This is a genomic window from Pseudomonas sp. FG35 (assembly GCF_057809295.1).
Window position 1 is genome coordinate 856,572 of the sequence record NZ_JBMDJR010000001.1, and the last position, 25,544, is coordinate 882,115.

A 25,544-nucleotide genomic window follows, 5' to 3' on the forward strand; every position below is an offset into this window, starting at 1 on the left:
GATTGCCCCTTATGGATGGAATGCACGCTCGAACGTGGCGGTGAGTTTGAAAACGCCGCCGCCCATTGGTGTGGGAGCGGGATTTTTGCAGGTGAATAGGCCGAGCTCCCCGAGCGGTGTTGTCCAGAGAAACGCTTTCGCACCGGCGTGTCGGTCGAGGAACGCCATAATCTCCAGCACCTTGGCCTTCTGGCCGGCAAAGGTGATCGGGTAGGAGTCCTCTTTGTTATTCGGGCCGTCGCCGACGTTCTGCGCGTAGCCATTGCCGAACTTCGAGGAACGCACCCGATAGTTGATATCGGGCGTTTCCCCGCGCTCGGTTGGCCAGGTGAATTTCTCGATGGCCATCAGCCCCTCCCATTTGTCAGGCGCCAGATCGAACCGCCCGGCTGCAACGCTCTGGCAATCGCGGTTTCCGCTTCGGTTTTGGCTGCCTGCTGGATGCTCTTGCCAAGCTGGTTGGTTGTCTCTTGCGAAACACCCGCCCCGTCGCCCCCAGATGTCTGCACCGAGACCGCCACCGGAAAGTTGTACGTGTTGCCCCCACCACCGGACATTGCGGCCAGTGCAGGCCCGCCACCGGCAGTCAACGGCGTGACGCTACCGCCGTTGGCACCGGTCATGAGGAACGATCGGCCGCCCTCGTTATAGAGCTCCGGCCCCAGTTCGTTAACTTCGTACAGAGAGTTCGGCGCGACAGGTCCGCCAGCCGCTCGGTATCCAGAAAAATCGATACCGGAATATCCAGCCTGCGAAGCTCCAAGATCTGACGAAACAGCACCGGCAGAACCAGCCGCGAGGCCATTCCCGCCACTACCGAAGTAGGAGCCAGCCGCGGATGCGGCAATACCGAACAGCGCGCTGAGCCCTTGTGAAGTTGCCTGTCGGGTAGCGATCTTCGCCATATCCGCCAACACCGACTTGGTGAAATCAGAAAACGAGAATTTGCCGTTGATGGCGAAACTGGCTACAGCATCCTCTGCCGAACTGAACGCATTGGTGAGCAGGCTTTTCGTCTGCCCCGCGGCGTTCTGCGCTGACTCGAGATAGTTCTGCCATGCCGACGAGGCTCCGGCACTCCAGTCGCCCTGGGCTGCTGTCATCTCGTCGTAGTTGGCTTGAACCGTATCGTGCAGGTCCTGCTGAGTGGCCTTCAATGCCGCCAGCTTCTGCGTGTACTCGGCGAGGCTCATGCCGCGCGAGCCATCGCCGTACTGATTCGCCAGATCCAGCTTCTGCTGATTGAAGCGATCGTCGATGCCGTTCTGCTGGCTCATCAGATCGCGCTGACGATCTCCTAGGCCGATGCCCGCCGCCGCGCGCTGGCCCTGCTCACGCAGAGTTTTGACTTGTTGCTGTAGCGCGCTGCTATAGGTGTTGACGGCCTCAGTCTGTTTCTTCAGCCGGCCCTCTTCGTTCTTCGCCAGCACGCTCAGTTCGGTGTCAGCATCCTGCTGCACCTTGACCATGGCGGCCCGGGCGTCGGCGATTTTCTGGTCAAGCTGTATGCGCTGCGCGGCCGGTGTGCCGGCTTTGCTCTTCGCCGCTTCCAGTGCGGCGATCTCAGCCTCATACGCGGCAGTAACTTCGTCGCGCTCGTTGCCGATCATGGCTTCACGCGCTTGCAAATAATCAGCCTGCGAGATCAGACCGGCCTTTTGCGAAGCGTCCAGGTCCTTCTGAGCATTTTTGTACTCGGCAAGCACAGCATTGAGCGCGTTTTTCGAGTCATTGAAACCGGTTAGATCGACGCTACCCGCGGCTGCTTTTGGGTCCTTTTTCTGCTCGTCGATTGCCTTGCGCAACTGGTCGTAGGCGCCACCGGAAAACTTCTTCCCGTCAAACTGAACACCATCCAGCAGCGCCGACTTCTTGCCAGTTTTTTCCGCATTCTGATAGAGCTTGGTGAACTGGTCGTCGAGTTTCTTGTACGCGTCCCGCCGCTTCGCGAGCGGATTCAGGTTGTCCATTTGCTTGTCCAGTTCCTTCTGGACAGCGATCAATTCCTTGTTCGCCCGCGTCTCCTCGCCCGCGGCGGCAGTGTTGCTTTCGCTTGTTGAAAGACGCGCCTTCAGCCCTGCAAGCTTGGCTTCCAAGGCCGGAGTTGAGTCGTCATTATCCCCGTCATCCAGCCCCAACGAAGAGTTCAGCCAGCTGAGCCCGTTGGATAGCGCACCGGCAACACCACCACCCTTTCGGGTATCCAGCACGCGCTGGGTGATTTCGATCTGCTTGGCCAGGTCGGGAAAAATCTCAGACCGGACTTCAGCATAGGCACCCTTGATGGCCACTTTCACCCGATCCCAGTCACGCTCGATGTCGGACAGGGATTCGCGGTAGTTCTTCAGACGCTCCAGGGCCGACTGATTGAGATCTTCACTGAGGACGTCCAGTGCTCGCTGATGGTCTCCCTGATCATCAATCGCCTTTATCGTCTGGTACTGCTCGTAGGTAAGCAGCCCATACTGGTCGCTGATCTTCTCGGCGGCTTCTGTAGCGGTGTCACCGGCATTCGCGAGCGATTTGGCTATGTCTCCAGCGCCCTTCCCTGTCACTTCACCTATTGCTGCGGCGGCCTGAGCCAGGTTCTGCATTTGGACGCCGCTGGTAGCGGCACCGGAAGCCAGTGCAATCACCGCCTCGCGAGCGCCCGCAAAGTTCTCAGTGATCGCCCCAGCGGATTCAGCCATAACCTTGAGGCTGGCAATGCTCTGCCCGGCATCGTTCGATCCGCCATTGATGGCAACGTTGAACTCGCGGGCCTGCTTCTGTGCGTCGAAGTAGGCATAGCCCAGCGCGCCGAGGACACCAGCCAGCAAACCGGCCGGAACCAATGCTGCGGCCAGGCTCTTGGCAGAGGCGCCCGCACCGGCGCCGAGCTGTGCAACCGCCCGTGCACCACTACCCCAATCCCCAGACTGCAGGGCGTTGGTCAGTTGCATCACGTTTTCTTGAGCCTGGCGGGTGCCGAGCTTCAGCTTGTCGAATGCAGTTTCTGTCGCGGTTAGGCCGTCACGGACTTTGCCGATCTTCGCCAGCGCCTCGCCGTAACGAGTCGCGTCGATCTGACCGGCCTTGTGCAGATCGTTGAGTGCCTTTTCTTGCGCCTCCAGCTTGGCCAGCTTCGCAGTGACAGGGTCGATGCCATTGACCGTGCGCTTCAGCGCTTCGATTTGACGGTTTTCAGCGTCGATCAGCCGCTGCTTCTGCGCCATTTCTTTGGCTTCGGCTTTCTCGATCCGCTCATAAGCCTTGCCAAGCCGATCCTGATAGGACTCCTGCTGCTCAATGGTGACGAGACCGCCCTTTCGGGCACGCTCCAGCAAGCCTTCAGCCTGGATCAGTTGCTCCATGCTGCCGATGTTGCCGGACATCGCCTTGTCGAGCTGGCTGATGATCGCGATTTCACTGGCCGCACTCGCGCCTGCCTTGCGGCTGGCATCGACCTGGCGCTCTTTGGCGCCCGTGGCCTTGTCGATGCCCTGAGCAGCCTCATTCTCGGCCTGGCTGATCTTCTTGCCGGTGTTGGCCAGGCCCTCGCCCGACTTGCCGAGATCATCAATCGCCTTTTCGGCATCAACTGCCGAATCGACCAGCTTGTCGAGATCGTCAGCCGCCTTGGATGCCGACGAGGAGTTCACCTCGATGCCGAGGGACGCGAAGGTGGTGCTCATTTACTGTCCCTCTGTTCCGCCATCACTCGAAGGGCTTCGGCTTCCATGACGCGGATGTCTGGAAAGACGTCGGCGATCTCCGATCGGGTAAGCCCGAGAAAGCCGGCGACATGGCGAATTGACGTGTAATCGAGTCCGGTAGCGCCGCACGCGCCTGTACGCCACTGGGTGCCCATGGCCTCGAAGACCTTGAAGGCTTGCCAGACATCAGGCCAGACCTCACAGACTTCGTCTGGTATGTCACGAAGAGAAAGGCCGAAGGCCGCCAGCGATTCGGCTGACGGCCCCGGCTCGTACAGCTTGCGGGAGACGCTTAGGAGTTTCCCAAGCGGGCGTTACTGAAGGCATCGGAATAAGCGGCCAACACTGCGCCCGGAGTGGCGGCGATGGACTTGACCAGGATGCGCAGGTTTTCGTCGGTGAACTCTTCGGCGATATCCCAGCCGGCGACGATCGCCCGCAACTGCTCGACCTGCAGATCAATCAGCAAAGCAGTGAACTGCTCAATGCCGGCCTCTTCCGCTTTTTCTTTGAGGGCCTTATGACGCTCGCCCCACTCTGCGTAGAGGCCGGCCAACTCAGTGCGGTCGCGATACTTGAACTCGAACTCGACGCTAACCGGATCGCCGCCGACTGTTGGCAGCATGACGACGTGCTTAAACGTTGGGTTCTGGGCGAGTGTGAACTTTGCCATGTGCCTTCCTTACGCCGAGGCGCTGTAACGGGTTGGGCGTCCGGTCAGCGCGATGCTGATCACGCGAGTCATCAAATTGTTACGCGACATGGTCGGAGTCGAAGTGATCGAGACGTAACCGTTGTAGATGATGCGGCTACCGCCCGGCAGGTTCAGGCGCAGAACGCGCGCCTGCTTGTCGTCGTCCGCCGCCTCACAGACAGCAACATAGGGTTTGGAGGGGTCATCAGCGACCGTGATGGTCAGCGTGATCGGGTTCTTGGTGGTCGGCATCTGGCGGTCGTCGTCATCGGCCAGAAAACCGAAGGTCAGGAACTGCTGGTCGCCGCCGGTCGAGTTCAGCTCGGTGATCTGCGAGATCTCGGTGAAGGTCGTCACCTCGCGAGCAGCACCGACGCCCGAACCGGCCGGATACTGCTGGATGTTGGTGGTGTCCACGCCATCGAGCGCAAAAGTGCCGCTGGCAATCTCACCGACTTGCACGGCACGGCCGTCCAGGCGCGTCCAGCCAGAGCTGAGAGCAATGATGTCGCCCTCGGCCAGGCCGTGCGCTGCGGCGGTAGCCACCGCCGGGTTGGCATTGGTAAGGGCAGTGAATGGGATCGCTGTGCCATAGGCGGAAGCAATTTCGAACGTTGCGCCGTTGGGCATTTGAATGCCGGCCATGGGTTTTCCTCTCTTCAGAAATGACAAAACCCGCTCAATAGCGGGTTCTGGGTTTGCCCAATGGGCGGATTAGTTGATGTCGGCCCGGTACGTGAACGAAACCGGAACGGTGTAGGTTGTGTCGTCGGGAATGCCTGGCCCTTGGTCAACCGGTGTCATGGTCACCACGGTCAGCGCGCCCTTCCTGTTTCGCTCGTACAGCGGAAACAGCGCGGCGATCTGGTCAGCCAACGCGCCGGCCGCGCCGCGATACTTGCCCGCTGGTGTCACGATGCTGATCTGAAACACACCGGTGAAGAGCTTGTGATCGCCGGCAAGCGTGTTGCTCGCGGTATCGCCCGGCAACGTGAACGCTTTTAGGTAGGTTATCCCGTCGACTGGCGTGTATTCCTCGTTCTCAACGACCACCTTCAGCGGTGTAGTTAGCGCCTTCGCCCAGGCGATCAACTTGGCCTCGTAGATCGAAGCAATGGTGTTGTGGCTCATACCTGGTTGTTCCTGATGGCTTCGTCGACGATCTGCTGGAACCGCGCGAGCGTGATGCGCACCATGCCTCCCGGTGCCTGTTTGGAATGGCCGTACTCGAGCGGCACCGCATATGGCAGGTTGTTCACGATGTACGCCGTTTGCCCGATGGTCAGTTGCTCGACCTGAAGTCTGAGCTTCGCCAGCGTGACGCTACCGGCCGGATCGACCTGATCAAGCTCACCTTCAGCCGGCGCGCCGATCGAGAACTGCCAGTTCCCACGGAATCGGCCGCCGACGTAATCCTTGCCGGCAACCAGTCCATTCACGTTGAAGTTCTGGTCGCGCTCGGTCTTTGTCAGCGGCTTGGCGTACTTCACTCCGCGCTTGAGCTTCCCGGCCTTGGTGAAGTGGCTGTCATCGAGATTGATGAGGGTATTGCGCACGGCGACCTTGAAATCGTAGTCATCGGCAGCTCGGGCGTTGGTGGCGCGATGCGCCACGTTCGCGGCCCAGATCTCGGGGTTGCCCACCGGCGACATCCGAATAACGCTGCTGCCGATCTCGATCACGATTTCGCGGAAGGTGGCGTCGAGCCCGGCCTGGGCCTTCTCAGCGAACTGGCGGATGTTCTCTGCGAAACTGCCGTTGAGGCCCGAGTATTTGCTCATGATCGCACCTGCAACTCATACAGGATCGGTGTGCCGGCCGGATTCACCTCTTTCAGAGGTGGCACGATGGACCAGGTGCGGCCCTGAATGATCACTTTGTTCAGCAGATCCGGCACCCACTCCAGCCCCTGCGCGGCGATCTTCAGCTTCTTGTCACCCTGCTTGATGAGGCTATTACTCTGGAATTCCTGACCGGTGAAGTCGAGCAGGATGCCTTGGGCGGTCTGCTCTTTTGTGCTGTCGGGAGGTGCCGAACCGGTTTCGGGATCGTACTCACCGACAGTCGTAGCGCGGATGATTACTGGTTGGCCGAACTCTGTGATCATCTCCAAAGTCATCGCGGCCATTTCGTCGTAGAAGGTCATCTGAACCTCTTGAAAAAAAGATTTGTGCACCAATATCCCCTTCACAAACCACGCAGGAGATTCAAATGAGCGACGATACTTTTAACAACGGAATCACGCGTGAGGAGGGGCTTGAACGCTGGAGGTACCGGGTTCGAAATCACATGTCTGCGAAAAAGCTCGCCGTTCCCCTTTATCCAGAAGGCCTTCAAAAAATGATCGCCAACGCTGGCATAGATCAGATAGTGGATGAGATTTTGGATGATCCGAGAACTAAAGACGAAGTGGTGCCGGAATGGGTCGATCGCGAACTGATTGCGGCCGCAGTTGAAAGCCTGCTCTGGGATCCCGTCCTCACGAGCGAATAGCAAATAACCCCCGCTTTAACAGGTAATCAGCAAACTGCGTGGCGCTCGGCCGATCCGGCGCCGCCGGCAAAAGTCGGCCGCTGGTGTTCGGAATCGTCGCGTATTCGCGAGTTACCGCGCCTTCGACACGTTCCAGCGTTACCGCACCTTTGCGTTTCTCGATCGGGTCGACATCGTCAGTGTGGATCTCGGCAGCCAGCGCCATCTGCCCGTACTGAATCCGCGCCGGCAGGTAGTTGTCAGGCTTGATCTCGCGATCCAGCTCGACGCCCCGGCGCGGCCAGGACAGGGCCTGCTCGCTATTGGTCTTCCGCCCTTTCCACGTCATGCCATCCATCGCCAGTGCGGCCCGACGCAGCAGCGCTTCCTGTGCTGGCACTTCCGCAGGGATGACCACGCCGAACTTCACGGCGTACATGGCCAGGTCTTCGGCAGATGCGTAGCTCTCAGCGTCAGGCTTGCCGGTACCGTCCTCGATGATGAGAGTCATGAATCAGCTCGCTGTGTGGGTTGGTGTCGGGCGCCGTTGAATGCGCCCAGACAGTTACGCCTGGGGCAGCTCAGAAACCGCTTTTTCCAGCGACTCTATCGAAGCATTCGCCCGGTACGGCACATTGGCTGCCTCGAGTTGCGCTTTGAGGCCGGCGATCTTCTCAGCATTGTCGACCGGCTCAGCCGCCACTTTGAGGCGTTCGACTTCGGCGCGTAAGGATTCAACCTCGCCCGCCAAGTTGTCACGCTCCCCCGTGAGCGCCTCAAAGCCTTCGTGAATGGCTTTCAGCGCACCGAACAAGCGGATCGGCAGTTCGCCGGCGCCCGGATGCTCCAAGTCCGTCAGAGCTTCAGCGGCTTCGATCAATCGAAGGATGCCGTCACGCTCAGTTCGCAGGCTGTCGTTCTCATGTTCCAGGCCGGCAATAGTATCAGCAGCACCCGAATCAACGGGCGGGCTGATCAACGGCTGCAACACCGATACCTCGACGTCCAGCGCCTCATAGGCTGCGACTACCTTCGGCCAGTCACCAATCACAACCGCATGGGTCACGCCGGACTCTGGCCGATCAAAGTGTGCCGGATTGCGGTACCGCTTTTCCGGATCGAAATCCGAATTCTGAGTGGAGTAAACCAGTTCCATAAAAGTCTCCGTAGCGGCCATCGCTGGCCGCTGTCAGGGCAAGTATCAGCCGCCGGCTGGTGGCGTGGTGGTCAGGGTGATCATCACGCCGGCAGTGACCTTGTTGCTATCGGCATGCTTAACCCAGTTGGCAGCCGAGCCGACCGCAGCCAGCGTCGGGTTCGAGCCGCCGGTGGCGTCCTTCCAGCTGTAGCCCAGCACGTCGATGTTCACAGTGCCTTCCGCGCGGTATCCGATACCGAGGTTTTCTTCGTCGTCGACTGTGTAGGAGCGGAAACCCGGGGCTTGGGATTCGGTGATCACCACCGCATTCGGCAGCAGACCGAAAATCACGTCGGCCGGCGCGGTGTCGGTTACCAGCACCGGCTTACCGAGAGTGCCCGGCAGTCCGCCATAAATGACGACACCTGCTTCTTCGTAGATCTTGTTGGTGATCGCCTCGTCTACGATGTCGAAGTAGGCGCTGGAGTGCATGACCCACAGGGCGATACGACCGAACTTGTCACCAAACTTGCGCATGCCCCGGGTCAGGGTCTTCTTGCCATCCGTTTCAATGTTGGCGGTGACCACCATGCCGGCGTTGGAGCCGATTGCAGCGCGCAGCGCGGCAGTGGCGTATTGGATGAAGCCTTCCAGAGTGGCGTCAGCAACGTCGGCGCCGATGATCTGGGAGAACTCGTCGACCGGACGACCGCGACGCTTGAACGCCTCTTCGGTGGTCTGGTACGGGCCGTATTTCCACGGCGCTTTCACGCCAACGGCCTCACCGGCGCCGATTTTCTTCGCCGTCACCTTGCCGGTGGAGTTGACGTCGCGATGCTCCAGCGAGCCGCCGATCTTGTAGAACGAACGCTTGCGGAAGTCGCCTTCGATCAGCTCGTTGTCGAGCACAATCGCACCGTTGGACGATGCGTTGAACACATCGAGGTTGTCCTGGACACGCTCCAGGTATGCGGTTTGCGCCTCATCGTTGTAGATGATCAGGTCGCTGTTAACAGTCGTTGCCATGGGTGGATCCCCTTACTTGGGCAGTTGCAGATATGCGGTTTGGCCGTGCTTGCGCTGGTAATCGCGCTTCTGCTCGGCATTCATTTCGGAGCGCTTCAATGCAGCCTGGCCGCCGCCCCCGCCCGGAGCTTGTGTTCCTGAGGCCCTTGGCCACAGATGAGGTGCGCTTTCGCGCAGTGATTCCGCCCATTCGAGCGGGGTCAGAGGGGTCTTTCCGTCTTTGCCGAGGATGACCTGGCCGGATTCATCAACGGCGACCGCTTCGCCCTCTTCATTCAGGGAGAACACGCCCTTGGCGCGCAGGATGATGTCGTCGGTTGCTTCCGGCAGCGCCCCAGCTTTGAGTGCCGCACCGCGAACCGAGTCGCCCAGGACTTTACCCTGGAACTTGGCAGCGAACGCCTCGGCCTTCTCGGCCCGCGCGGTGACAGTCTTCAACTGTTTGTCGTAGTCGCCACGCAAACGCTCGGTACGACGATTGAACACTTCATCCACCTTGCCCTCAGTCAGCAGCTTGGTTTCTTCGTCTTGGCCAGCACGGCTGAGCAAGCCTTTCACCGCGTCGATATCGATGCCTTCGAATTGGGTTTCGAACTGCGACAGCTTGGTAGTGGTGTCCTTCAGCTTGCCCAGCAGTTCGGAGTTTTTGGTTTTCAGACCAGAAACGGATGCCTCAACGGCAGTCGCGATAGCGGCCTTGATTGCCGGATTGTCCAGGTCGATTTCGTTTTCTTCTGCCACGTTGATGCACCCCTTGGGTTTGTTCGCCAGCTTTGCGGGCATAAAAAAACCCGCCGAAGCGGGTAACCATGTAAAACTCAACTAAAAAACTTTATTCATAAATCATAGAAACGACTGACAAATTTTCTTCCAGCGCAGCAAAACAATCCAAACAACTAACGACGTCGCAAGTTCTATGCTGACTGCAGCGAACAGTGGTTGCGGCCACTTCAACAAGGCTAATAGCTAAAAATAACGGTCTAACCTTAGGAAAGCTGGATACAATTTCACTGTGCACATCCAGCATGCGAGATGCTAATTTTATGTTGTAAGTCCCAGATAAACTAAGCTGAGAAAACCGCGCAAAATCTAACCCAAAGCCTTTTTTTGTTAAGGACTTAGCTAAAACACGCTGACTACCAAGAAAACATACAAAACGATAAAAAACAAAAAAATCAGATCTTGCCAGTGAGTTCTTAGTACTTACTAAGCACACAAACTCTCGGAGCTCTCTGCGAGCCTTCTCTAAACGTTTCACCTCATAAATGCCTAGGTTTGGACCTAGCGACGCCAGTGATATATATTCCAGCGCCTTATTAGTTAGCATATTCCTTTCGCGATCATTCAATCCTATGAGCACTGTGTAATTCCATCTTCAGAAGTATGTACGATCACCTTAATTCAACGACTAAATCCTCACAACCCAGCTAAATCAAACGCAAGCGGCTCCAGCGCTTTCATCTGCGCCAGGGTCAGCGGCGCAAAGTTGCGATCAAGCTGCATCTCCGCGAAGCGCTCGACGCTCAGTCCACCTTCGCGAAACAGCTTCGCACGCACCGGCCCGATTGCCACGTCCTGAAACGACGCCGGTTGCTGGTGAAGCCAGTGGTAATAGTCGAGGCTCGCACTGACCTGCCCTGCTCCATCAGCGCTCACTGCCGCCCGCGTGGCGCCCTTTGCAAACATATCGCTGAGCTTGGTCAGCAGGACGAACGTGGTTCGGCAATTTGGGTGAAACGGTGGCCTCGGCCCGGAATCGACGGGAAACCTTCGCTTATCCATCGACCGACATTGCTGACTGGTCTTACTGTCCAGCGTGGCAACCATCTCAACCTCGGACACGATGTCCGTGTTGGCCTTAGCCACCTCCATGCGCGCTTGAGAGGACACATGCTGAATCGCTGTGTGCACGACCGTGCTGGCATTGCGGTTGGTGGTGGCCAGGATGCCGTCTTTGTACCCTGCCGCCTTGGTGCCACGAATATTGCGAATGATCTGGAAGTTCGTCTGCCCTTCGAAGAAGCCCTGCCGGATGGTGCCGGTAACGCGCTCACGCTCTGCACCTGTCCAATCCTTGATGAAGGCCTTCAGCAGCTTCCCGCCGCCTGTGCCGCGCACACTGAGCGGATTCGTCAGCACTGCGGTGCGAATTGCTGCGGCCGTCGGCGCGACCACATCCAGCGACACACCCACCGGTGCCGACCTGGCAATGCTGGTCGCCTCGAACTCAGCCTCGTAGTTGGCGATATCCACCAGGTCCAGGTTCAGTTGCACGCTGTAGCGGTCGAAGATGCCCAGCAGCAGACTGTCGACCTCTTTCAGCAGCGCCTCCAGCCGCTTCACGTTGTACTCGGTCAGATTCGACTGGGTGAGCCGATCGCGGATCGAGCGGTCGATCTCTTTGAGGAATGGCGCGAACTTGCCGACCTCGCCGGCCTTCAGCTTTTCGAGGAAGACCGCGTGCCGAATTGTGGCGTCAAGGATTGCTTGGTTTGCCGCCATCTACTTTGTCCTCGTCGTCCAGGCCCAGGCCGTCGCCCTGCTCTGCCAGCTCGCCATCGATCTGTTGGTCTGTACGCTCAGGAGCAATCAAGCCCAACTTGCGCAGGTACGCCCGAAGATCCGCTTTGGCGAATCCACCGTTCTGCCAGAGGCCGACCAGTGCAGTGATCATTTGCGGATCAGCCGTAAGTTCCACGAACTCCTGATTGATCTGGTATGCGACCTTCGCGTCGTCGACGCCCATGTAGGTGCAGCACCACATAATCGCCCGGGTGTACGCCTCGCTGACGTTCGCTACGCAGCCGGCAAGGACCGACGTCGAAGCAGACTGATCACCACGGGCCTCGGTCGCCGTCTTGGACGAGAGAGAAGCCACTACCATTCGGGCGCCCAGCTCGATCATCATCTGGTTCTTGTCGGCCATGGCCTCCTTCACCAGCGTGTTCGGCAGCGGCTGGGCATATCCGAACTGACCACCGGCAGGCAGCATCATCGGTGCGCGAGAGCCAACGTAAACTCCGTTTTTCTCCATCCAGTCGCGCCACTGCTCGTCCAGACCGGAAATCCATGGCTGAGCCTGGCCGCACCAAAAGACACTGTCTTCGTAGTCGGCACTGTTTCGGTAGTGGCCCAGGTTGATCATGGCAATGTCGTAGAGCGGCGACTCATCGATACTCGGATCGTTGTTCTGCGCACCGACGAAGGTGAACGGGATCTCCTTCAGGCGGCCGGCGGTGCCGGTGGGCCTGAACTCCTCAACTACCGCCAATGGGCCGCCACCTTTCGGTCCGGACCTGCGCCAAACTCGGCAAACAAAGCCGTCAGCCTCAAGTGCCAGCTCCCGGTACTGCTCGACCACTTTGAAACCGAAGCCGTCTTCGATCTCCGGTGATTCGCGCAACACCACCAAAGTCAGCACGCTGTGCCCGTTCACCATCCCTGTACGCCAGTTGATGATGTCCTCGGCGCAGTACGACAGGATCACAGAGTGACCACCGGCGCCGGCGTCTTGATGATAATCGACGTACAGACCATGCCGCCCAGCCTCAAGCACCTTTTCCAGCGTGCCTTGCGAGTGCTGGTAGATGCTCACGCCGGAGCCGTTGGCATTGTCCTGCAAGTACTCCAGTTTCTTCGCAACAGCCAGCGTGGGGTCTTTGTGGAAGGCCAGGCCGAGCAGGCCGTTTCGGGTGTGACCCGTGGCGTTCTTGAACACAGCCCGCTCGCGGTAGGCCTTGTTGCGATCTTTGTTCTCAAGCGACTTGTCGTGAGTATTGATGTACGGCAACCGGTCGACAACCCGGTGCTGTCCGGCGCACACGTCGCGCACAGTAGCCCAGCGTCCAAGCGCTTCGATGTAGTCCGCCCGCTTGAAGGAGACGTCGTTGCTCATCGGGCGTATCCCATTTTGATAGCGGTGACCGGTTTGATGATCGGATACTCGCGGTGAATGAAGTAACCGCCGCCGTCGTTGGCGTGGTCGTTGCCTTGGCTCTTGTCCGGCTCGCCGTTTGGCGCCCAGATCTGCTGCTCCAAGCCATCGGCGTATGTCGGGCAGGTGAATGGATTGACCAGGTAGCGCCGCTCGCCCTGTGCATTGCAGAACATGGCGTTCATGGCGTTGATCCGATCCTTAACCGGCGGGTTGGCCGCCGGCGCAATGACCGTGAAGCCTGCCTGTTTGAGCATGGCGATATCGGTAAGGCTGGCATTGACCGACTTGCGCGAATCACCGGAAGCGTCCGGATAGATCCGGACCTCGCAGGTTTTCCTGAAGTCATTGCCGGTGTGCTCCCAGTAGCGTTCCTTGATACGGCGGATCATGTCCGGCGTGTCGTAGCCATCCATCAATTCATCCACGGCGCGGGGCAGACCCTGATCACGTTTGACGTGGGTGATCGCCGCCATCTTGCCGACGTTGAAGTCCATGCCGATGAACAGCGGCTCGCCGGGCTGGACCGTATCGAAACACTGGTTCAGTTTGCGGTCATAAGCGTGGTAGATCGATCCAGACGTCAGGTTGACGAACTGGCCATTCAGGTACGCGCGGATCAGCTGCGGCGGGTACGACTCCATCAAGGAGGAGATGTAGTCGGGGGGCAGATTCAGCTCATTATCGAACGTGCTGGCCTGCACCAAGCCGTACATGTCCTTCAGCGAAGGTTTTTCGCGGATCTGCTTCACGAACTGCTGGAAGACGAACTTGAACCCCTCCGGGGTCGTGGTCACGTCCACGCCATTCTTCAGACCGGGCACGTTGTAGCGCATCCGGGCAATGATCTTGCGCCAGGCGTGCTGCGCCTTCAGCGAGGGCAACACGTCGAGCTCATCCACCAGCGCGTGGCCAATCTTGAAACCGACGATGGTCTGCGGCTTCTCCATCGAACGGCAAATCGTGGTGCTGCGGTACTGACGACCGCTGTAGAAGTCGACCTCTTTGTCGCTCTCCTTCGTCTTGACCTTCAGGCCCCAGTCGTAGGCCACTTCCTCGATGGTCGGGAAGAAGATGTCGCGGATCTGCGGGTAGGTCGGTGCGAAGTATCCGGAGTTGATACCCGGCCATTCCCACACATGCTTGCACAGCGCCGCGCAGCCGACCCAGGTCTTTCCCGAACCGAACCCGGCGACGAAACCACGGAATTTATGCGGAAGCTGGAGGAAGTCAGCCTGCGGAACATTCAGGCTCGGCATCCGGCTTCCTCGCATTGATCACATGAACCTGCACCGAGGTCGGCACTACCGGCTCGCCATCGTCATCATTCTTCTTTTGCCGATTGACGTAGACGTCGCCGACTTCCTTCGCGGCCTGCTCCAGGATCTGCATGGCCAGACCGATGTTCTTCATCGTCTCTGCCTTCTCGACGAACCGGTTCATGGCGCGCAGGCGATATGCTCGATTGGCGATCGGGATCTCGGCGGTTTCTTCTCGGAAGCGCTTGCGGGCGTCTTCAAACATCGTCACCCAGCGCTTGGCCAGGCCTTTCCCTGATGTCTTTGTTGGGTCGTGTGTCTCAACCTGCTGGCGAGTCACCGATATCCCGTATTCCTTTTGGACGGCTTCAACAACCTGTGAAGGCGTGTCGAAGCACGCCAAGGCCTGAACGATAAAGGCCTTCACGTCGTTTTGAAGGGCTGCCATAGATTTTCATCCGTCCAGAGCCTGTCCAGAATCAGGCCGACTTGAGCAGACAGGTTCCGCAGGCCCTCGAAATGTTCATTTTCCCTACCTCAGCAGGATTATTTGCAGCATCCACCAGCTCTTGAACCGCTGGACTGGCACCGTAGCGGCGGACCACGCCGACGAACTCTTCAACGTCGTGTCCGCGCATCTCGAGCTTGGGCAAGCCTTCCTGGGTGAACTTGGGCGCGCCGTACTGATCCTTCGCCTGGGCGATATGGAACAACTCATGCTCCACCAGTGCGCAGAAATCAGCGTCGGAACACTTGGCGCAGTAGTCGGCTGCCAAGGTGATGATGTAGGCCGGCACGTCACCGAACCAATCACGCATCTGTTGCTCCATCCGGGCTTTCTGCCAACCGCCGGCGCGGAACGCGACCTGTTCGGCCTGGCCGACCACGGTGCGCCCCTTCTTCGTGAAGGCAGCAGACGCCCACATCACACGAATGTCTGCATCGATCAGATGGGCATGCTCTTCGTTGTGGATGCTGCCTGTGTCGGCGAGGATTTCGGCTTGGAGCCATTCCCATACTTCGGGGGCTGGCATCAAGCGGGTGCCGAAATCCGAAAGGTCGGATAACTCGACCAATGAAGCAGGAGGGCGCGGCCGATTCATACCAGAAGAACCTTCTCAATTCAGAGTTCGCCCCCAAAAGGGGGGCAGATTGCCCACCAATGTGCGAACCAGCCGGGGCCTAATGAGCGCTCATTAACCAACGAGGTTCACAGGATGAAAAACACGATTTACTTAGTACTCGCAGTAGCAGTCGTCATTTTCATGATGGCTCCGGAATGCTTAGAGCCTGGGATTGTAGCTTGCCTGCTCAATAAGCCCTGACGTTTGCAATCTCGGCTGGGTAGGCTCGTTCGATCGCCTCCCAGTCGGGTTGCTTGGTTGTCATAAATTTTCTCAGATAACCCTAAAGTCGTGGTTGAAATAGTGGCACGTTGCCGGTATTGATACGCCCCTAACCACCAGAAAGAGACCGGTACATGAATATCGTGAATCACTGCTTAACCGCGTACAGCAGGGGGGATGCTGCTCTTCGTAATGGAATCCCAGCTTCCGAAGAAAACGTGGAGCAGATGCTTGAAATCATAAGGACGGTTCTTCGGGAAGCTGGCGCACCATCTCCCGAGCTTACGAGCCTCACCATGAGTAAAGAATCAGCGTTCAGCAAGGACAACCCGGCGGACCTTATCGCGTTGGCGTTCGATGCGCTTACTGATCAAAACCGTAACCCTGCGCTGTGGACTGAGTTCGAGGGACGGTCGATTAGGTCGGAAATACTCTCAACCATTTCGACGATGCTGAGCGGTCCGAATGTACTGACGCCTGATCAGCGCAGGGGTGTAAATGCGGCGGACTATGCAGAAGCAAAAACTCAGCTGATATCCCTCCTTTCGAAGAGATATTCGCAGTTCGGGGTATAGCTGGTCCTATGAAAGTCGCGCCACGATTTTGAATACGCCAAATTGTGGCGCGGGTTACTTGCCCCGGCGCTCAATCCCGCCCGGCGCCTTGTCACACTGCAGGCAGTGCTCGCAGTTCAGCGTCCGGCACAGCCAGGCCTTCACCCGGTGCCACCAGATGACCATGAAGATGTGGCGCATGCCGGCCAGGGCCAGCGAGACGTGAAGCGTGATCCCGGCGGTGGTCGGGCCCATCATGAAGATGTTCTGCTCCCGGCTCATCACAACGAACCCGCTGATGGCGATCGCCGAATAGATCAGCTTGCCGATGACACCGTCCCGCACTCGACCGCTCAGAACACACCAGGTCGCCCAGAAGGCAATCAAGCCGCAGGCGATGGAGTTGATCAGTTCAAGATTCATGGGTTGCCTCCCCCGAACCGCTGGCGAATGAGCGCCCAGAGGTCAGCGGCTTTGATGGCCCGGTTGATGGCCGCGAGCAGCGATCCGCCGAAGGTGCCTAGCAGGAAGCCGATACCGGCGACGATCTTCGGCTCAGTCACACCCAGATAGGTGCTGACCATGCTTGTTAGGTACAGCGAGCAAGCGATACCGGTAATCAGGAAGATCAGCCAGGCGCGCCAATCAGCCAGATCGTCCTTGTGCCACCAGCTTGCGACGACAGCGCCGACCAGTCCTGCGATCAGCAATTCAAACCTGTCGATCTTGTCGAGCAGGCGCTGTAATAACTCCATGCGCTCGACTCCGTGGGTGCATGATTGATATGAGACCGGCCAAATGGCGGACTTATGGCTTTGTGCTACCGTTTGGAATCTGAAAACCAATTGGAAGGCAAAATATGAAGGTGTCGTTGAAGTGCAAGAAATGTGGCAGCGACCAATTTGAAATCCCTAACCGGCCCACAGATAGTTCGAAAATCACATGCGGCAAGTGCGGCGCCGTTGAAACCTATGGAAAAATCATGAAGCAAGTGGGCGATCAGGCAACTGAAGCTATGAAAAAACAGCTTGGAAAGCTTTTCAAGTAGCCGATGCCGCTCCCTTCAGCCTCACTGAACCTGATGGCTTTTAGAATGCAACAATGGTTTAGTTTGGCATTCACAATCACTGCTACAGCAACCAAAGGAGAGTTCCATGGCTACGGAATTTCAAGATATAAAGATTGTGTCCCTAGACGACGAAGCCTCGTACAAGAGCGATCCGAGCTCTGCACTCATCAACATTGTCCTTAACCTTTCAGCTTCAGCCCCATATGAATGGTCCAGCTACTTCAACGATCGCTGGATTCAGCAGTTTTACATGATGAAGCGAAATGCCTCGGTTTCAGGTAAGCAACTCGAAATCTATTGCGTCCCGCATGAGCTACAAACAGACCACATTCCTCAGCTGAAAAAAGTAATCGCAGAGACGAATCAAGCCTATCGAGAGTATTTGGCACAAAAACAGCAGATCGCCGCTACTCAGGCAGCCTCGGAGGCGGATGAACGAAAGAAACTCGCCTCGATCAAGGCTGATTTGAAATTCGATTAAACCATCAGGCATAAAAAACCCGGCTCGGTGGCCGGGTTTCGTAGCTGTCGTGCGCTGGAGGTAAGTTGCGCAGTGTGGAAAAAGTACATCAAAACCCCCACCATGGCAACATCTTTATGCCGCATCCTCTGAATTTTCTGCGTGAATAACCTGCCACACCGGCTGTTGAGCCTGAACATCCACTTCCTCGATGGCATTTCGCAGGAAAATCCAGATGTCGAGCCAGTCGCGATCCCAATGCTTGGGCTGGATAGCGATCCCGTACAGCTTCATCATGGCGTCAGACACTCGAGCCGGGCCCCACGCGTCACCGCCGTTCGCCTCGGCCTTGTAGGACTGCAGGGCGCAGGTGATCAGGCAATGCACCTTCGCCGCCTTAGCATCAGTGAGTGCACTGAAGTCGGTATCCGACCAAATCAGCTTCTCGGCGTTGAGCATGTGAACGACAGTCATGCAGGGGTGATAGAGATAGTGCCCCAACTGCTGCACCTGGAACGGCAGCGACTCGATTGCCTTCTGCACTTTACCCATGGTTACCAGGTGCGCAGCTCGATGCGTTGAACGGCCAATAGGCGTGCGGCGCGTCTCGGCAATGTGGATCTTCTGGCGCACAGCCATGATGCGCTCTTCTTTGTCCTCGCCTTGGGCGGCGAAGATCACCTCTCGAAGCGCGGCCTTCTCCTTCCGGACGACGGTCGCGGATTTTGCCCGGTCAGCCGCTGCAGCACTAATTGAGGTGTTCGACTCATGCTGTGCGTCTGTCCACGCTTGACGTGCGTTGATCAATTTCATGCTGCCTGTCCCTTCTTCAGTTCTCGGGTCTTGGCCCGGTATTCAGCCTTGATGGTTTTGATTTCTTCGACGGTGTACTTCAGGGGCTCATGAGGCCCTTCAAGCCATGCAACGGTTTCGGCGCCAATGCGCAGCACCAGCCGGATCCGGTACTCGACCGCGTTACCGGACAGGTTGCGATTGCACTTCACACACTGGCGATGGATGTTCAGTGGCTCGAAACGCAGCTCCGGACAGGCACCGACAGATCTGTAGTGCCCGGCGTCCCAGCGGCTGCCGGTCATGAGGTCGCTGTCGTTCGGCATCGAGTCGCAGCTGATGCACGGCAGGTGCGCGTCACGCAGGCGGACGTATTCGTTCACGGCGGCCTGGGCTTCGCGAAGGTGATCCGCCCTGCTCTTCAACTTCTCCTTGCGGACCTTGATCTCGCGGCGGTCGCGCTGGGCGATGGCTTTGCGAGCCTTATCGTGATTCTTCGGCGCATCGATCAGTGCGCATGCCGGGCTGCATACCGCCTGCCCCATCCGCGATGGGACGAATGAGGCCCTGCAAGTAGCAACGCGGCATTTCTTCGGTTTGGGCTGCTTCCGTTCAATCGTCATGCGGCCTCCTGGCTCAACAGATCATCGAAGTGCACGCCCTCTGGAGCGAAGCGCGCGACGATGCGGTCGGTGTAGGCGATGCCCTGGGCGCGACTGAACAAACTGGTCACCGGGAACCCGTCCGGGCCGAACAGATGGCAGCCGCCCATCATGGCCAGCTTCGTCTCGTACGGGAGGTGACGCATCACCCGGTACCACTCCGCCTGAAACCCGGCGTCCTCGTTCAGCAGGATCTGCACACCGACGTGCAGCTTGCAGTACCGGCGGGCGTCCGCCTCATCACCGATCTGGGTCATCTCGGAGATGCGCTTGTACATGGCGAACCAGAGACGGTTCTGGTCGAGCGTGCGGTCCTTGCCAGGGCGCAGTGAAACCACGACGAACTTCTTGTCGCGGTACATAGAGCTAAGCTTCGTGATGGCCTCGGAGAGTTTCGCCTGACAGTTCACGGAGATTTTGTCAGCCATGGGTGGCCACCTTGTTCGGCAATCCGTTCATCAGCTCGCCGAGTTGCCGTGTTAGTCGCTCGTTTTCGGCCAGCAACTCCAGCGCCACCTCTTCCACTGTTTTCTCCCCTAGAAAGTCCTGCAGCGCCTCGGTGTTGCGCTTCCAGTCTGCACAATCGGTGCGGTATGACGCAGCTTCAGCCCAGAGCAATTTGTGAAGCTTTTGTTTATCGATGTTCATTGAGCAGCGCTCCTTGCTTTCAATTGTTCGGCCTGCTGAATCAGCAGCGCCCGGCGATCCGCCAGCTCGTTGGCTGCCAGAATTCGCAGTTCTGTTTTTTCCTCGGCCGAGGCTTTCCGCATGGCGAGCATCGAGTCCTTCACCGCAGCGAGCTTTTCCCGCAGTTTTGGCGAAGGCCGAGCGACTTCGCCGGTGAGCAGAGCCGCAACCGCCCGGCCGTCCTCGGTGACCGGCGCGACACTCAAGTCGGCCAGGTACTGCTGGGCGCGCCCCTGCGGGATCCGCTGCATTTGCACAGCCTTGGTGATCGCCTGCGTGCGGCGGTTGGCGTCGAAGCCGACAGAGACATGCCAGTTCACCTGTTTGTTGTCCTCCCGGGCTTGCCCCACCAACCGCTCATAGGCGCTGTTGAACGCCATGCGCGCACCAACCTTGTCGCCGGCGTCGAGGACAGGTTTTGCAGCGGCCAGAGCAAGTTGGATTTCGTCGGTCAGCACCACGGTTTCGAACTCGTCGTTCGTGGTCATGGCGATCGCCCATGCTTCGTCCTTGCCCGGACGCCCATCGGCAGCCTGGACGCGCTGGAGAATGTCGGCCATTGCAAGCTTGCCCTTCACCTCGAAGCGACAGGCCTTCAGTGCGGCCTTCACGGTCGGCACCGAGTAGGCGCAGAGGTCTTCAGCCATCATCGCCGCGGTGCCGGGGTTCATTTCCTGACCCATGGATTCGGCGGTGGCGCAGATTGCGGCAGCGAGGCCAGCAACCTGCTGGTCGTTCATTTCAGAGGTATTCATTGCGCTCTCCCCCTTGGCGCTTGGCCAAGACCATTTGCGCGGCCTGCTCGGCGGCGGAGACGTTTGCCTCGGTGCGCTCCATCTGGCGGGCGGTGGTCCCGTTGATGCGCTGACCAGTAACCCACTGGGTGTGGTAGCTCTCGGCGTTGGCCAGCAGTTCGTTGAGGCTGTGGCACTTGCGCAGGACGCCGGCGTCGCTGGTCTTCAGGTAGTGAGCGGCGACGTGATGGGCTACATCGGCGCCGAGCCGGTCGACCAGTTGGCCGAGCTGCCCGCCGACTTTGGCGTTCCACACCGGCCAGGTGCTGTAGCGCTTGCGGTAGGCCATGGCGTAGTTCGCCCAGACCTTGAAGGTTTTGCAGGACTGGTCTTTGGGGCCCGGCATGTCAGCGGGGATCTCAACCCGTGGAGCATCGACGCGATCAACCACCAGCACCAGGTTGCGGGACTGAACCGGCACGACCTCGGCGGAGGCCGAGGGTGCAATTGGTTCAATGACCGGTTCATTGACTGGTTCAGAGGAGTGACTGGTTCTGGGTGCAGCTCCTGCACTACCCCCTAGTGCAAGAGATTCACTAGGGGGTGAACCTGCTGCACTACCCTGGTGAATCTGCTGCACTACTCCTGGTGCAGGAGGTGCACCACCATCGAGGGTCAGGAAGTAAACATTCGACGAATTGCCCTTCGGCCCACCCTTCCTGATTTCCTTGCGCAGCAGTCCTGACTCACACAGTGCGGTGATGTGGTTCATAACGGAACGCTTGCTGATCTCGCACTGATCGGCGATGTGTTGATAGGACGGCCAGCACTCCCCCATATCACTGGCATTGTCTGCCAGCTTGATGAGGACCAGCTTACGCAGTGGGTTACCGACGCGAAGCTTCATAGCGGCGACCATAAGGCCCATGCTCATGCGGCACCTCCGGTGATACCGCGAAAATCGATGGTCTGAACACCCTTCCAGCTATTGCAGGACATGCACAGTGTTTGAAGATTTTCCATGGATGCTTCGCCACCCAGGCTTTCTGGAATGACATGGTCAGCTCTCAAGCGGAGTCGCACCGAACAGCCACAGCGCAGACAGGCATGCCCATCTCGAGCAAAAACGAGAGTTCGCAATTCTGAAGGGATGGGCTTTTTCTTCGTTCGACGGCGAGGTGGCTGCGCCGGCGACTGGTATGCACTGAAATGCCCCATGCGATCGGGATTCCACTCGATCGCCTTCTCGGTCAGGCGGAACAGCGTGATGTTCGAAGTGCTGGAAAGCTCAATCAGACCGGCCTCTTCCAGGGCCTTCAGCATGCGGTACGCGGTGTCTGGCTTATCGGTGAGTAGTGGTAGCTCCTCAATGATTTTGGCCTTGCTCAACGCGAAGAAGATCCCGTCGTCAGTCTTGATTGGCTTGGTCCAGCTCGGGCAACCGTAGACGAAGGCAAACAGCAGGGCCTGCTGAGAATTCAGCCCCCACTCCAGCGCCTTCACCTGATTGATCGTGACGGTGAACTGCATGTCAGGTGTTCCTGACGTGAACGGAAAAGATAAAAGCTCGCGACACGTTTTCAGAATTCGAAAAACGTGTCGCGACACTGTTGGGGGTATTGCTTGGGGTGGGTTGGCTCTGCATAATCGGGCCTCTCTAGTTTTGCGAATCAGCCGACCTTCTCCGTCGGCTTTTTTGTGCCCGGGATTCAGGCGATGGATCTCAGTGCTGGCTTTCCGTTGATCAGAGCCTCCGCTTTCCGGCCCAGCTCCCCTGCTCTTGCTTCAACTTGACGGCATTGCTTGGCGAACGCCGGCAGGTGCGGCAGGTCCTTTTCGCACATCAACTGGTCGTCAAAGACCTCGCTGCCGGTATCGATCACGTCGCCCAGTGCGCGGATCAGCGCACCAAAGCTTTTGTTGGCGCATTGGTCGCTCTGCATCTGGCGGGCGCCGATCAAGCCGTGGCGTCCGGCCAGTTCGTTGATGCAGTGGTCGCGAAACTCGGGCTCAAGAGCATTCACCCAGGGCTCTTCCAGCCATGACGGAATATCCTGATCGCCCGACAGCCAACGCTGAACACGCTTCAGCCAGCGGCCCGTTGCCTTCACGAATTCGCCTAAATTGTTCAGACGCGCTAGCTCGTCAAAGTCCGGGACCTTTGCCTGGATGATCTTCGCTGTTGGAACTCGTAGGCAGATCTCCCGGCTCAACGCTTGGGCGAAATCGTCCTGACTCAAGCTGGTGCGCGCGATCTGGTTTTGAGCGTGCGCGATCAGAACCTGATCACGGGTTTGTGCGCTGTGTCTTGGACTGGACGTTTCCATGGGGACTGCTCTCTTCTAATCTGGCTTCAACGGATTGGCGGACAGGGATGTTGCTCAGGCGGCCATCTCGGCCCAAGGAAACGAAGGACACAGCTTTTCTTTTTTGAAAGCACCTTCGGTCAGCGCCTCCGCTCGCTTGGCAATAACCGGAGACATGCCGTGCTTCCCCCGAACCCAGCCGGAAACGGTGCTTTGATCAACCTTGAGCCTTTCGGCGGTGGCCTCCTGAGTGCCGAAGTAGTCAACGAGTCCCTTATAAATTGCGTTCATGATGCCCCTCCATACGGGAATACCCATATATTAGGTTACGGGAATACCGATTTGCAAGGGTATGGGAGCGCCCGTAATACTCCACGGATGGAATTCAAAGACCGACTCAAAACCGCCCGCCGCCACGCCAAGCTCAATCAGACTGAGCTTGCTGAGCGCGCTGGACTCACCCAGACCTCAATCTCCGATTTGGAGAGGGGAAAATCGAAGGCTACAGCCTTCGCAGCTCAGATCGCCTCTGTATGTGGCGTGTCCCCGATGTGGCTGGCTGAAGGTGTCGGTGACATGCTCAAGGGTGTGCCTGGTCATCAGGCTGAACGCATCCAGCCTAGTGTGAAACTCGGCACCATCGAAACCTGGGACGACGAGACCCCGCTCGATGACGATGAGGTCTACGTCCCCTTCCTTCATGAAGTCGAACTGGCGGCCGGCTCTGGCAGATTTGCTATCGAGGAAAACGCCAACTCGCGACTGCGCTTCTTCAAAAAAGACCTTCGGCACAACGGCGTGCAATTCAGTAATGCCAAGTGCGTGGTGGTGAGCGGCAACAGCATGGTTCCAGTGTTGCGAGATGGCGCCACTGTAGGAGTAAACGTAGGGAAAAACTCCCTGAGCGATATCGTCGACGGCGAGATGTACGCTATCAACCACAACGGCCAGCTTCGTGTGAAGCAGGTCTACCGCATCCCAATCGGTATTCGCCTGCGTAGCTTCAACCGCGACGAACATCCGGACGAGGACTACACGTTCCAGCAAATCCAGGAACAGCAGATCTCTATTCTGGGGCATGTGTTCTGGTGGGCGATGTACTCACGCTGATATGTCAGCAACATATTTATGGCTTAAAAAAATCAAAAAACTTATAAAAACGAAAGCATAACAAACACATAACTGAAACGATAGCCAGGGCAAAAAAAAATGGACAACCAAATCCAAACGGAATTTACTATTTCTTACGATGCCTCCGGCGATCTTGAAAGTCATAAAATAAATGCCAAAGACCTTGGAAATGCAATTGTCGGCATGCACGACTTAATTACTAAGGCTGCATCTATCGTAAGCAATGGCTCTTCCGAAGCGGAGCTGAAGGTAATTGCACCTGCCAAGGAAGGCTCTCTGGAAATCGTATTCGCTATTGTGGCCGACCCTCTTACTACAATAACAGTAATGAAGAGTATCGGTATCGGTGTTGCCGGGGCCGTTGCAAGCGCTGCCACAGCCATAGGAATAATTGATCGACTGAAAGACACAAAAATTGACAGCGTAATTATAAACGCCCAAACTAAAGAAGCAACCTTAATAACGAAAGACGGACCAATTAAGACAAATTCAAATGTCGCTCAACTTGTGTCCAGCAAGGAAATTCGGCAAGCGCTACACAAAATAGTGCAGGCACCGTTACAAGGAAGGGAAGCAGCAACAATCTCATTTATTTCCGACGACGCCGAAGTAGTTCTGGCAGAGCCAGAGATAAAAAACTTCACTCCTATTCGATCTGACGTCACCGAAAAAGAAAACAAGGAAGTACTAGAAAAAGTAGTTCAATTCACGAAACTCAATTTCAAAAGCCGTCGCAGTTGGACAATACAAAGCACGGATGGGCTGGAGACATCAGTAACTATTCGAGATGACAACTTCATGGCAAAAGTATCCGCCAATGAAGAAGCATTTCAAAAGGACAAGCTATACACTGTAGAGCTCGAAAAAACTGAAACAATAAATATTAGCGGCACAAAAACAAAATATGATATAGTCCGAGTAATTAACGAACTCAACTAACCGCAGGAATTAACATGTGGTCTCCGTTACTGATAGCTCAAGCAATTGGATGGCTTGTTCTTATCTTGAGCTCGCCGCTAATATTTATATTTACGAGAAAAATCGTAAGACACCTCGCTTACACCTTGTTTCCTCGCGACACTATAATTCAGTATCAAACAAATGGATTTGTAACAGAAGCGTACCATGTAAAGCATTCAATCATTAAAGGTTCATCTTTTAGAAAGCTTTCAAATGAAGAACTGAACAAACTGGAGGCCGCGCAATGAATAACAATATGTTCATGGCCCTTTCGACCTCCGTAGTAAATGGTGCCGCATTAGCAGCAACATCTGTAATTGGCATACCGGAAGTAACTCAAGGAATAATGGCATCGAGCGGAATAATTTCACCGTTTTTGTCTCTTTGGCTGTTGAAGATTTATATCCGAATTGATGATCCCGCAGAGCTGACTAGAATTATTGCCAGCTTGAAGTCTTCAATTAAAGTTTGTAAAAAGCATCTCAAGGACGAATCCAACAGCGACGACTTCAAGCAAAGAACCCGAATTCAGCTTGAAGACTTCCAAACCAAGCTACAAAATGCTCGTACCGATTTTGAAAAGGGGCGCACCCATACGGTCACTCCTATTTCCATAGCAGAATAA

General features: G+C 57.1%; 36 protein-coding genes and 1 pseudogene. 7 read left to right on the forward strand and 30 right to left on the reverse strand.

Annotated elements, in window-relative coordinates; genetic code table 11:
* Positions 1–9: 9 nt before the first annotated feature.
* The 8 genes from ACODTD_RS03805 to ACODTD_RS03840 all read right to left on the reverse strand — a co-directional run bounded on the left by ACODTD_RS03805 (position 10) and on the right by ACODTD_RS03840 (position 6,535).
* Entirely contained in the window at positions 10–348 is a 339-nt protein-coding gene (locus ACODTD_RS03805; protein ID WP_489104465.1) for a phage tail protein, read from the reverse strand.
* Positions 348–3,674 (reverse strand): phage tail tape measure protein, encoded by a 3,327-nt coding sequence (locus tag ACODTD_RS03810; protein ID WP_489104466.1) that lies wholly within the window; start codon positions 3,672–3,674, stop codon positions 348–350. The genes ACODTD_RS03805 and ACODTD_RS03810 overlap by 1 nt, the downstream gene beginning before the upstream one ends.
* Complete coding sequence (locus ACODTD_RS03815; protein WP_489104526.1) at positions 3,671–3,973, reverse strand: DUF1799 domain-containing protein; 303 nt, start codon at positions 3,971–3,973, stop codon at positions 3,671–3,673. The genes ACODTD_RS03810 and ACODTD_RS03815 overlap by 4 nt, the downstream gene beginning before the upstream one ends.
* Before the next feature lie 14 nt (positions 3,974–3,987).
* Positions 3,988–4,368 (reverse strand): phage tail assembly chaperone, encoded by a 381-nt coding sequence (locus ACODTD_RS03820; protein ID WP_489104467.1) that lies wholly within the window; start codon positions 4,366–4,368, stop codon positions 3,988–3,990.
* Positions 4,369–4,377: 9 nt separating this feature from the next.
* Complete coding sequence (locus tag ACODTD_RS03825) at positions 4,378–5,034, reverse strand: phage tail protein (protein ID WP_489104468.1); 657 nt, start codon at positions 5,032–5,034, stop codon at positions 4,378–4,380.
* Between the two features lie 69 nt (positions 5,035–5,103).
* The gene (locus ACODTD_RS03830; protein WP_489104469.1) at positions 5,104–5,520 is read right to left on the reverse strand and encodes a phage tail terminator-like protein; all 417 of its coding nucleotides are present in this window, start codon (positions 5,518–5,520) and stop codon (positions 5,104–5,106) included.
* Positions 5,517–6,170 carry a hypothetical protein gene (locus ACODTD_RS03835; protein ID WP_489104470.1) on the reverse strand — a complete coding sequence of 218 codons (654 nt, stop codon included), beginning with the start codon at positions 6,168–6,170 and terminating at the stop codon, positions 5,517–5,519. The genes ACODTD_RS03830 and ACODTD_RS03835 overlap by 4 nt, the downstream gene beginning before the upstream one ends.
* Positions 6,167–6,535, reverse strand: coding sequence for a hypothetical protein (locus tag ACODTD_RS03840; protein WP_489104471.1), 369 nt, complete (start codon positions 6,533–6,535; stop codon positions 6,167–6,169). Before ACODTD_RS03840 ends, ACODTD_RS03835 begins: the two co-directional genes overlap by 4 nt.
* Positions 6,536–6,600: 65 nt before the next feature.
* On the opposite strand from ACODTD_RS03840, the gene ACODTD_RS03845 reads away from it, so the two are divergent.
* Positions 6,601–6,882: a hypothetical protein gene (locus ACODTD_RS03845; protein ID WP_489104472.1), complete on the forward strand. Its 282-nt coding sequence runs from the start codon at positions 6,601–6,603 to the stop codon at positions 6,880–6,882.
* On the opposite strand, the gene ACODTD_RS03850 is transcribed toward ACODTD_RS03845, so the two are convergent.
* From ACODTD_RS03850 to ACODTD_RS03895, 10 genes are all read right to left on the reverse strand, one after another.
* Positions 6,869–7,372, reverse strand: a complete 504-nt coding sequence (locus ACODTD_RS03850) for a DnaT-like ssDNA-binding protein (protein WP_489104473.1) — start codon at positions 7,370–7,372, stop codon at positions 6,869–6,871. The genes ACODTD_RS03845 and ACODTD_RS03850 overlap by 14 nt on opposite strands.
* Before the next feature lie 54 nt (positions 7,373–7,426).
* A complete protein-coding gene (locus tag ACODTD_RS03855) occupies positions 7,427–8,017 on the reverse strand; it encodes a hypothetical protein (RefSeq protein WP_489104474.1) in 591 nt (196 codons plus the stop codon).
* 45 nt (positions 8,018–8,062) lie between these two features.
* Positions 8,063–9,025, reverse strand: a complete 963-nt coding sequence (locus ACODTD_RS03860) for a major capsid protein (RefSeq protein ID WP_039772291.1) — start codon at positions 9,023–9,025, stop codon at positions 8,063–8,065.
* A gap of 12 nt (positions 9,026–9,037) precedes the next feature.
* Positions 9,038–9,766, reverse strand: coding sequence for a hypothetical protein (locus ACODTD_RS03865; protein ID WP_489104527.1), 729 nt, complete (start codon positions 9,764–9,766; stop codon positions 9,038–9,040).
* A 91-nt stretch (positions 9,767–9,857) separates the two neighbouring features.
* Complete coding sequence (locus ACODTD_RS03870; protein WP_489104475.1) at positions 9,858–10,352, reverse strand: hypothetical protein; 495 nt, start codon at positions 10,350–10,352, stop codon at positions 9,858–9,860.
* Between the two features lie 89 nt (positions 10,353–10,441).
* Positions 10,442–11,527, reverse strand: a complete 1,086-nt coding sequence (locus ACODTD_RS03875; protein WP_489104476.1) for a minor capsid protein — start codon at positions 11,525–11,527, stop codon at positions 10,442–10,444.
* Positions 11,502–12,920, reverse strand: a complete 1,419-nt coding sequence (locus ACODTD_RS03880; protein WP_489104477.1) for a DUF4055 domain-containing protein — start codon at positions 12,918–12,920, stop codon at positions 11,502–11,504. The genes ACODTD_RS03875 and ACODTD_RS03880 overlap by 26 nt, the downstream gene beginning before the upstream one ends.
* On the reverse strand, positions 12,917–14,218 hold the full coding sequence (locus ACODTD_RS03885; protein WP_489104478.1) for a terminase large subunit domain-containing protein: 1,302 nt from the start codon (positions 14,216–14,218) through the stop codon (positions 12,917–12,919). Before ACODTD_RS03885 ends, ACODTD_RS03880 begins: the two co-directional genes overlap by 4 nt.
* On the reverse strand, positions 14,190–14,666 hold the full coding sequence (locus ACODTD_RS03890) for a DUF2280 domain-containing protein (protein ID WP_489104479.1): 477 nt from the start codon (positions 14,664–14,666) through the stop codon (positions 14,190–14,192). Before ACODTD_RS03890 ends, ACODTD_RS03885 begins: the two co-directional genes overlap by 29 nt.
* A 31-nt stretch (positions 14,667–14,697) precedes the next feature.
* A complete protein-coding gene (locus ACODTD_RS03895; RefSeq protein WP_489104480.1) occupies positions 14,698–15,321 on the reverse strand; it encodes a putative metallopeptidase in 624 nt (207 codons plus the stop codon).
* A gap of 377 nt (positions 15,322–15,698) precedes the next feature.
* Here ACODTD_RS03895 and ACODTD_RS03900 point away from each other — a divergent pair, with 377 nt between their 5' ends.
* A complete protein-coding gene (locus tag ACODTD_RS03900) occupies positions 15,699–16,139 on the forward strand; it encodes a hypothetical protein (protein ID WP_489104481.1) in 441 nt (146 codons plus the stop codon).
* 54 nt (positions 16,140–16,193) lie between these two features.
* Here the strand turns inward: ACODTD_RS03900 and ACODTD_RS03905 are convergent, their stop codons facing one another.
* Positions 16,194–16,541: a hypothetical protein gene (locus tag ACODTD_RS03905; RefSeq protein WP_489104482.1), complete on the reverse strand. Its 348-nt coding sequence runs from the start codon at positions 16,539–16,541 to the stop codon at positions 16,194–16,196.
* Positions 16,538–16,873 (reverse strand): MFS transporter, encoded by a 336-nt coding sequence (locus ACODTD_RS03910; protein ID WP_197867910.1) that lies wholly within the window; start codon positions 16,871–16,873, stop codon positions 16,538–16,540. The genes ACODTD_RS03905 and ACODTD_RS03910 overlap by 4 nt, the downstream gene beginning before the upstream one ends.
* A 104-nt stretch (positions 16,874–16,977) precedes the next feature.
* Between ACODTD_RS03910 and ACODTD_RS03915 the strand changes: the two genes are divergently transcribed.
* Both ACODTD_RS03915 and ACODTD_RS03920 read left to right on the forward strand, forming a co-directional pair.
* The gene (locus tag ACODTD_RS03915; RefSeq protein WP_489104483.1) at positions 16,978–17,166 is read left to right on the forward strand and encodes an ECs_2282 family putative zinc-binding protein; all 189 of its coding nucleotides are present in this window, start codon (positions 16,978–16,980) and stop codon (positions 17,164–17,166) included.
* Positions 17,167–17,272: 106 nt separating this feature from the next.
* Positions 17,273–17,668 carry a hypothetical protein gene (locus ACODTD_RS03920; protein WP_489104484.1) on the forward strand — a complete coding sequence of 132 codons (396 nt, stop codon included), beginning with the start codon at positions 17,273–17,275 and terminating at the stop codon, positions 17,666–17,668.
* A 114-nt stretch (positions 17,669–17,782) separates the two neighbouring features.
* Here ACODTD_RS03920 and ACODTD_RS03925 read toward each other — a convergent pair whose 3' ends face one another.
* The 10 genes and pseudogenes from ACODTD_RS03925 to ACODTD_RS03970 form a co-directional block, all read right to left on the reverse strand.
* A complete protein-coding gene (locus tag ACODTD_RS03925; protein ID WP_489104485.1) occupies positions 17,783–18,460 on the reverse strand; it encodes a hypothetical protein in 678 nt (225 codons plus the stop codon).
* A complete protein-coding gene (locus ACODTD_RS03930; RefSeq protein ID WP_489104486.1) occupies positions 18,457–19,062 on the reverse strand; it encodes a recombination protein NinG in 606 nt (201 codons plus the stop codon). Before ACODTD_RS03930 ends, ACODTD_RS03925 begins: the two co-directional genes overlap by 4 nt.
* On the reverse strand, positions 19,059–19,529 hold the full coding sequence (locus ACODTD_RS03935) for a hypothetical protein (RefSeq protein ID WP_489104487.1): 471 nt from the start codon (positions 19,527–19,529) through the stop codon (positions 19,059–19,061). The genes ACODTD_RS03930 and ACODTD_RS03935 overlap by 4 nt, the downstream gene beginning before the upstream one ends.
* A complete protein-coding gene (locus ACODTD_RS03940) occupies positions 19,522–19,749 on the reverse strand; it encodes a hypothetical protein (protein WP_489104488.1) in 228 nt (75 codons plus the stop codon). The genes ACODTD_RS03935 and ACODTD_RS03940 overlap by 8 nt, the downstream gene beginning before the upstream one ends.
* On the reverse strand, positions 19,746–20,543 hold the full coding sequence (locus tag ACODTD_RS03945; RefSeq protein WP_489104489.1) for a hypothetical protein: 798 nt from the start codon (positions 20,541–20,543) through the stop codon (positions 19,746–19,748). Before ACODTD_RS03945 ends, ACODTD_RS03940 begins: the two co-directional genes overlap by 4 nt.
* Complete coding sequence (locus ACODTD_RS03950) at positions 20,530–21,456, reverse strand: helix-turn-helix domain-containing protein (RefSeq protein WP_489104490.1); 927 nt, start codon at positions 21,454–21,456, stop codon at positions 20,530–20,532. The genes ACODTD_RS03945 and ACODTD_RS03950 overlap by 14 nt, the downstream gene beginning before the upstream one ends.
* Positions 21,453–21,740 (reverse strand): HNH endonuclease, encoded by a 288-nt coding sequence (locus tag ACODTD_RS03955; protein WP_489104528.1) that lies wholly within the window; start codon positions 21,738–21,740, stop codon positions 21,453–21,455. Before ACODTD_RS03955 ends, ACODTD_RS03950 begins: the two co-directional genes overlap by 4 nt.
* 2 nt (positions 21,741–21,742) lie before the next feature.
* A pseudogene (locus ACODTD_RS03960) lies at positions 21,743–22,052 on the reverse strand (phage replication protein); the annotation flags it as partial.
* Positions 22,053–22,231: 179 nt separating this feature from the next.
* Complete coding sequence (locus ACODTD_RS03965; RefSeq protein WP_489104491.1) at positions 22,232–22,849, reverse strand: hypothetical protein; 618 nt, start codon at positions 22,847–22,849, stop codon at positions 22,232–22,234.
* A gap of 54 nt (positions 22,850–22,903) precedes the next feature.
* Positions 22,904–23,119 (reverse strand): YdaS family helix-turn-helix protein, encoded by a 216-nt coding sequence (locus ACODTD_RS03970; protein WP_085747323.1) that lies wholly within the window; start codon positions 23,117–23,119, stop codon positions 22,904–22,906.
* 87 nt (positions 23,120–23,206) lie between these two features.
* Here ACODTD_RS03970 and ACODTD_RS03975 point away from each other — a divergent pair, with 87 nt between their 5' ends.
* From ACODTD_RS03975 to ACODTD_RS03985, 3 genes are all read left to right on the forward strand, one after another.
* Positions 23,207–23,938 (forward strand): XRE family transcriptional regulator, encoded by a 732-nt coding sequence (locus ACODTD_RS03975; protein WP_489104492.1) that lies wholly within the window; start codon positions 23,207–23,209, stop codon positions 23,936–23,938.
* Positions 23,939–24,037: 99 nt separating this feature from the next.
* Positions 24,038–24,898 carry an LAPAL motif-containing putative phage structural protein gene (locus ACODTD_RS03980; RefSeq protein ID WP_489104493.1) on the forward strand — a complete coding sequence of 287 codons (861 nt, stop codon included), beginning with the start codon at positions 24,038–24,040 and terminating at the stop codon, positions 24,896–24,898.
* Between the two features lie 265 nt (positions 24,899–25,163).
* Positions 25,164–25,544 (forward strand): hypothetical protein, encoded by a 381-nt coding sequence (locus tag ACODTD_RS03985; RefSeq protein ID WP_489104494.1) that lies wholly within the window; start codon positions 25,164–25,166, stop codon positions 25,542–25,544.

Excerpts from the sequence above, each read along its gene's own strand:
- ACODTD_RS03970 (WP_085747323.1), bottom strand. The coding sequence starts at position 23,119 with ATGAACGCAATTTATAAGGGACTCGTTGACTACTTCGGCACTCAGGAG.
- ACODTD_RS03885 (WP_489104478.1), bottom strand. The coding sequence starts at position 14,218 with ATGCCGAGCCTGAATGTTCCGCAGGCTGACTTCCTCCAGCTTCCGCAT.
- ACODTD_RS03940 (WP_489104488.1), bottom strand. The coding sequence starts at position 19,749 with ATGAACATCGATAAACAAAAGCTTCACAAATTGCTCTGGGCTGAAGCT.
- ACODTD_RS03825 (WP_489104468.1), bottom strand. The coding sequence starts at position 5,034 with ATGGCCGGCATTCAAATGCCCAACGGCGCAACGTTCGAAATTGCTTCC.
- ACODTD_RS03845 (WP_489104472.1), top strand. The coding sequence starts at position 6,601 with ATGAGCGACGATACTTTTAACAACGGAATCACGCGTGAGGAGGGGCTT.
- ACODTD_RS03860 (WP_039772291.1), bottom strand. The coding sequence starts at position 9,025 with ATGGCAACGACTGTTAACAGCGACCTGATCATCTACAACGATGAGGCG.
- ACODTD_RS03925 (WP_489104485.1), bottom strand. The coding sequence starts at position 18,460 with ATGAAATTGATCAACGCACGTCAAGCGTGGACAGACGCACAGCATGAG.
- ACODTD_RS03830 (WP_489104469.1), bottom strand. The coding sequence starts at position 5,520 with ATGAGCCACAACACCATTGCTTCGATCTACGAGGCCAAGTTGATCGCC.
- ACODTD_RS03870 (WP_489104475.1), bottom strand. The coding sequence starts at position 10,352 with ATGCTAACTAATAAGGCGCTGGAATATATATCACTGGCGTCGCTAGGT.
- ACODTD_RS03950 (WP_489104490.1), bottom strand. The coding sequence starts at position 21,456 with ATGAGCATGGGCCTTATGGTCGCCGCTATGAAGCTTCGCGTCGGTAAC.
- ACODTD_RS03915 (WP_489104483.1), top strand. The coding sequence starts at position 16,978 with ATGAAGGTGTCGTTGAAGTGCAAGAAATGTGGCAGCGACCAATTTGAA.
- ACODTD_RS03900 (WP_489104481.1), top strand. The coding sequence starts at position 15,699 with ATGAATATCGTGAATCACTGCTTAACCGCGTACAGCAGGGGGGATGCT.
- ACODTD_RS03935 (WP_489104487.1), bottom strand. The coding sequence starts at position 19,529 with ATGGCTGACAAAATCTCCGTGAACTGTCAGGCGAAACTCTCCGAGGCC.
- ACODTD_RS03855 (WP_489104474.1), bottom strand. The coding sequence starts at position 8,017 with ATGGAACTGGTTTACTCCACTCAGAATTCGGATTTCGATCCGGAAAAG.
- ACODTD_RS03895 (WP_489104480.1), bottom strand. The coding sequence starts at position 15,321 with ATGAATCGGCCGCGCCCTCCTGCTTCATTGGTCGAGTTATCCGACCTT.
- ACODTD_RS03905 (WP_489104482.1), bottom strand. The coding sequence starts at position 16,541 with ATGAATCTTGAACTGATCAACTCCATCGCCTGCGGCTTGATTGCCTTC.
- ACODTD_RS03810 (WP_489104466.1), bottom strand. The coding sequence starts at position 3,674 with ATGAGCACCACCTTCGCGTCCCTCGGCATCGAGGTGAACTCCTCGTCG.
- ACODTD_RS03945 (WP_489104489.1), bottom strand. The coding sequence starts at position 20,543 with ATGAATACCTCTGAAATGAACGACCAGCAGGTTGCTGGCCTCGCTGCC.
- ACODTD_RS03975 (WP_489104492.1), top strand. The coding sequence starts at position 23,207 with ATGGAATTCAAAGACCGACTCAAAACCGCCCGCCGCCACGCCAAGCTC.
- ACODTD_RS03965 (WP_489104491.1), bottom strand. The coding sequence starts at position 22,849 with ATGGAAACGTCCAGTCCAAGACACAGCGCACAAACCCGTGATCAGGTT.
- ACODTD_RS03840 (WP_489104471.1), bottom strand. The coding sequence starts at position 6,535 with ATGACCTTCTACGACGAAATGGCCGCGATGACTTTGGAGATGATCACA.
- ACODTD_RS03880 (WP_489104477.1), bottom strand. The coding sequence starts at position 12,920 with ATGAGCAACGACGTCTCCTTCAAGCGGGCGGACTACATCGAAGCGCTT.
- ACODTD_RS03820 (WP_489104467.1), bottom strand. The coding sequence starts at position 4,368 with ATGGCAAAGTTCACACTCGCCCAGAACCCAACGTTTAAGCACGTCGTC.
- ACODTD_RS03955 (WP_489104528.1), bottom strand. The coding sequence starts at position 21,740 with ATGGGGCATTTCAGTGCATACCAGTCGCCGGCGCAGCCACCTCGCCGT.
- ACODTD_RS03910 (WP_197867910.1), bottom strand. The coding sequence starts at position 16,873 with ATGGAGTTATTACAGCGCCTGCTCGACAAGATCGACAGGTTTGAATTG.
- ACODTD_RS03985 (WP_489104494.1), top strand. The coding sequence starts at position 25,164 with ATGAATAACAATATGTTCATGGCCCTTTCGACCTCCGTAGTAAATGGT.
- ACODTD_RS03835 (WP_489104470.1), bottom strand. The coding sequence starts at position 6,170 with ATGAGCAAATACTCGGGCCTCAACGGCAGTTTCGCAGAGAACATCCGC.
- ACODTD_RS03890 (WP_489104479.1), bottom strand. The coding sequence starts at position 14,666 with ATGGCAGCCCTTCAAAACGACGTGAAGGCCTTTATCGTTCAGGCCTTG.
- ACODTD_RS03980 (WP_489104493.1), top strand. The coding sequence starts at position 24,038 with ATGGACAACCAAATCCAAACGGAATTTACTATTTCTTACGATGCCTCC.
- ACODTD_RS03875 (WP_489104476.1), bottom strand. The coding sequence starts at position 11,527 with ATGGCGGCAAACCAAGCAATCCTTGACGCCACAATTCGGCACGCGGTC.
- ACODTD_RS03805 (WP_489104465.1), bottom strand. The coding sequence starts at position 348 with ATGGCCATCGAGAAATTCACCTGGCCAACCGAGCGCGGGGAAACGCCC.
- ACODTD_RS03930 (WP_489104486.1), bottom strand. The coding sequence starts at position 19,062 with ATGACGATTGAACGGAAGCAGCCCAAACCGAAGAAATGCCGCGTTGCT.
- ACODTD_RS03920 (WP_489104484.1), top strand. The coding sequence starts at position 17,273 with ATGGCTACGGAATTTCAAGATATAAAGATTGTGTCCCTAGACGACGAA.
- ACODTD_RS03850 (WP_489104473.1), bottom strand. The coding sequence starts at position 7,372 with ATGACTCTCATCATCGAGGACGGTACCGGCAAGCCTGACGCTGAGAGC.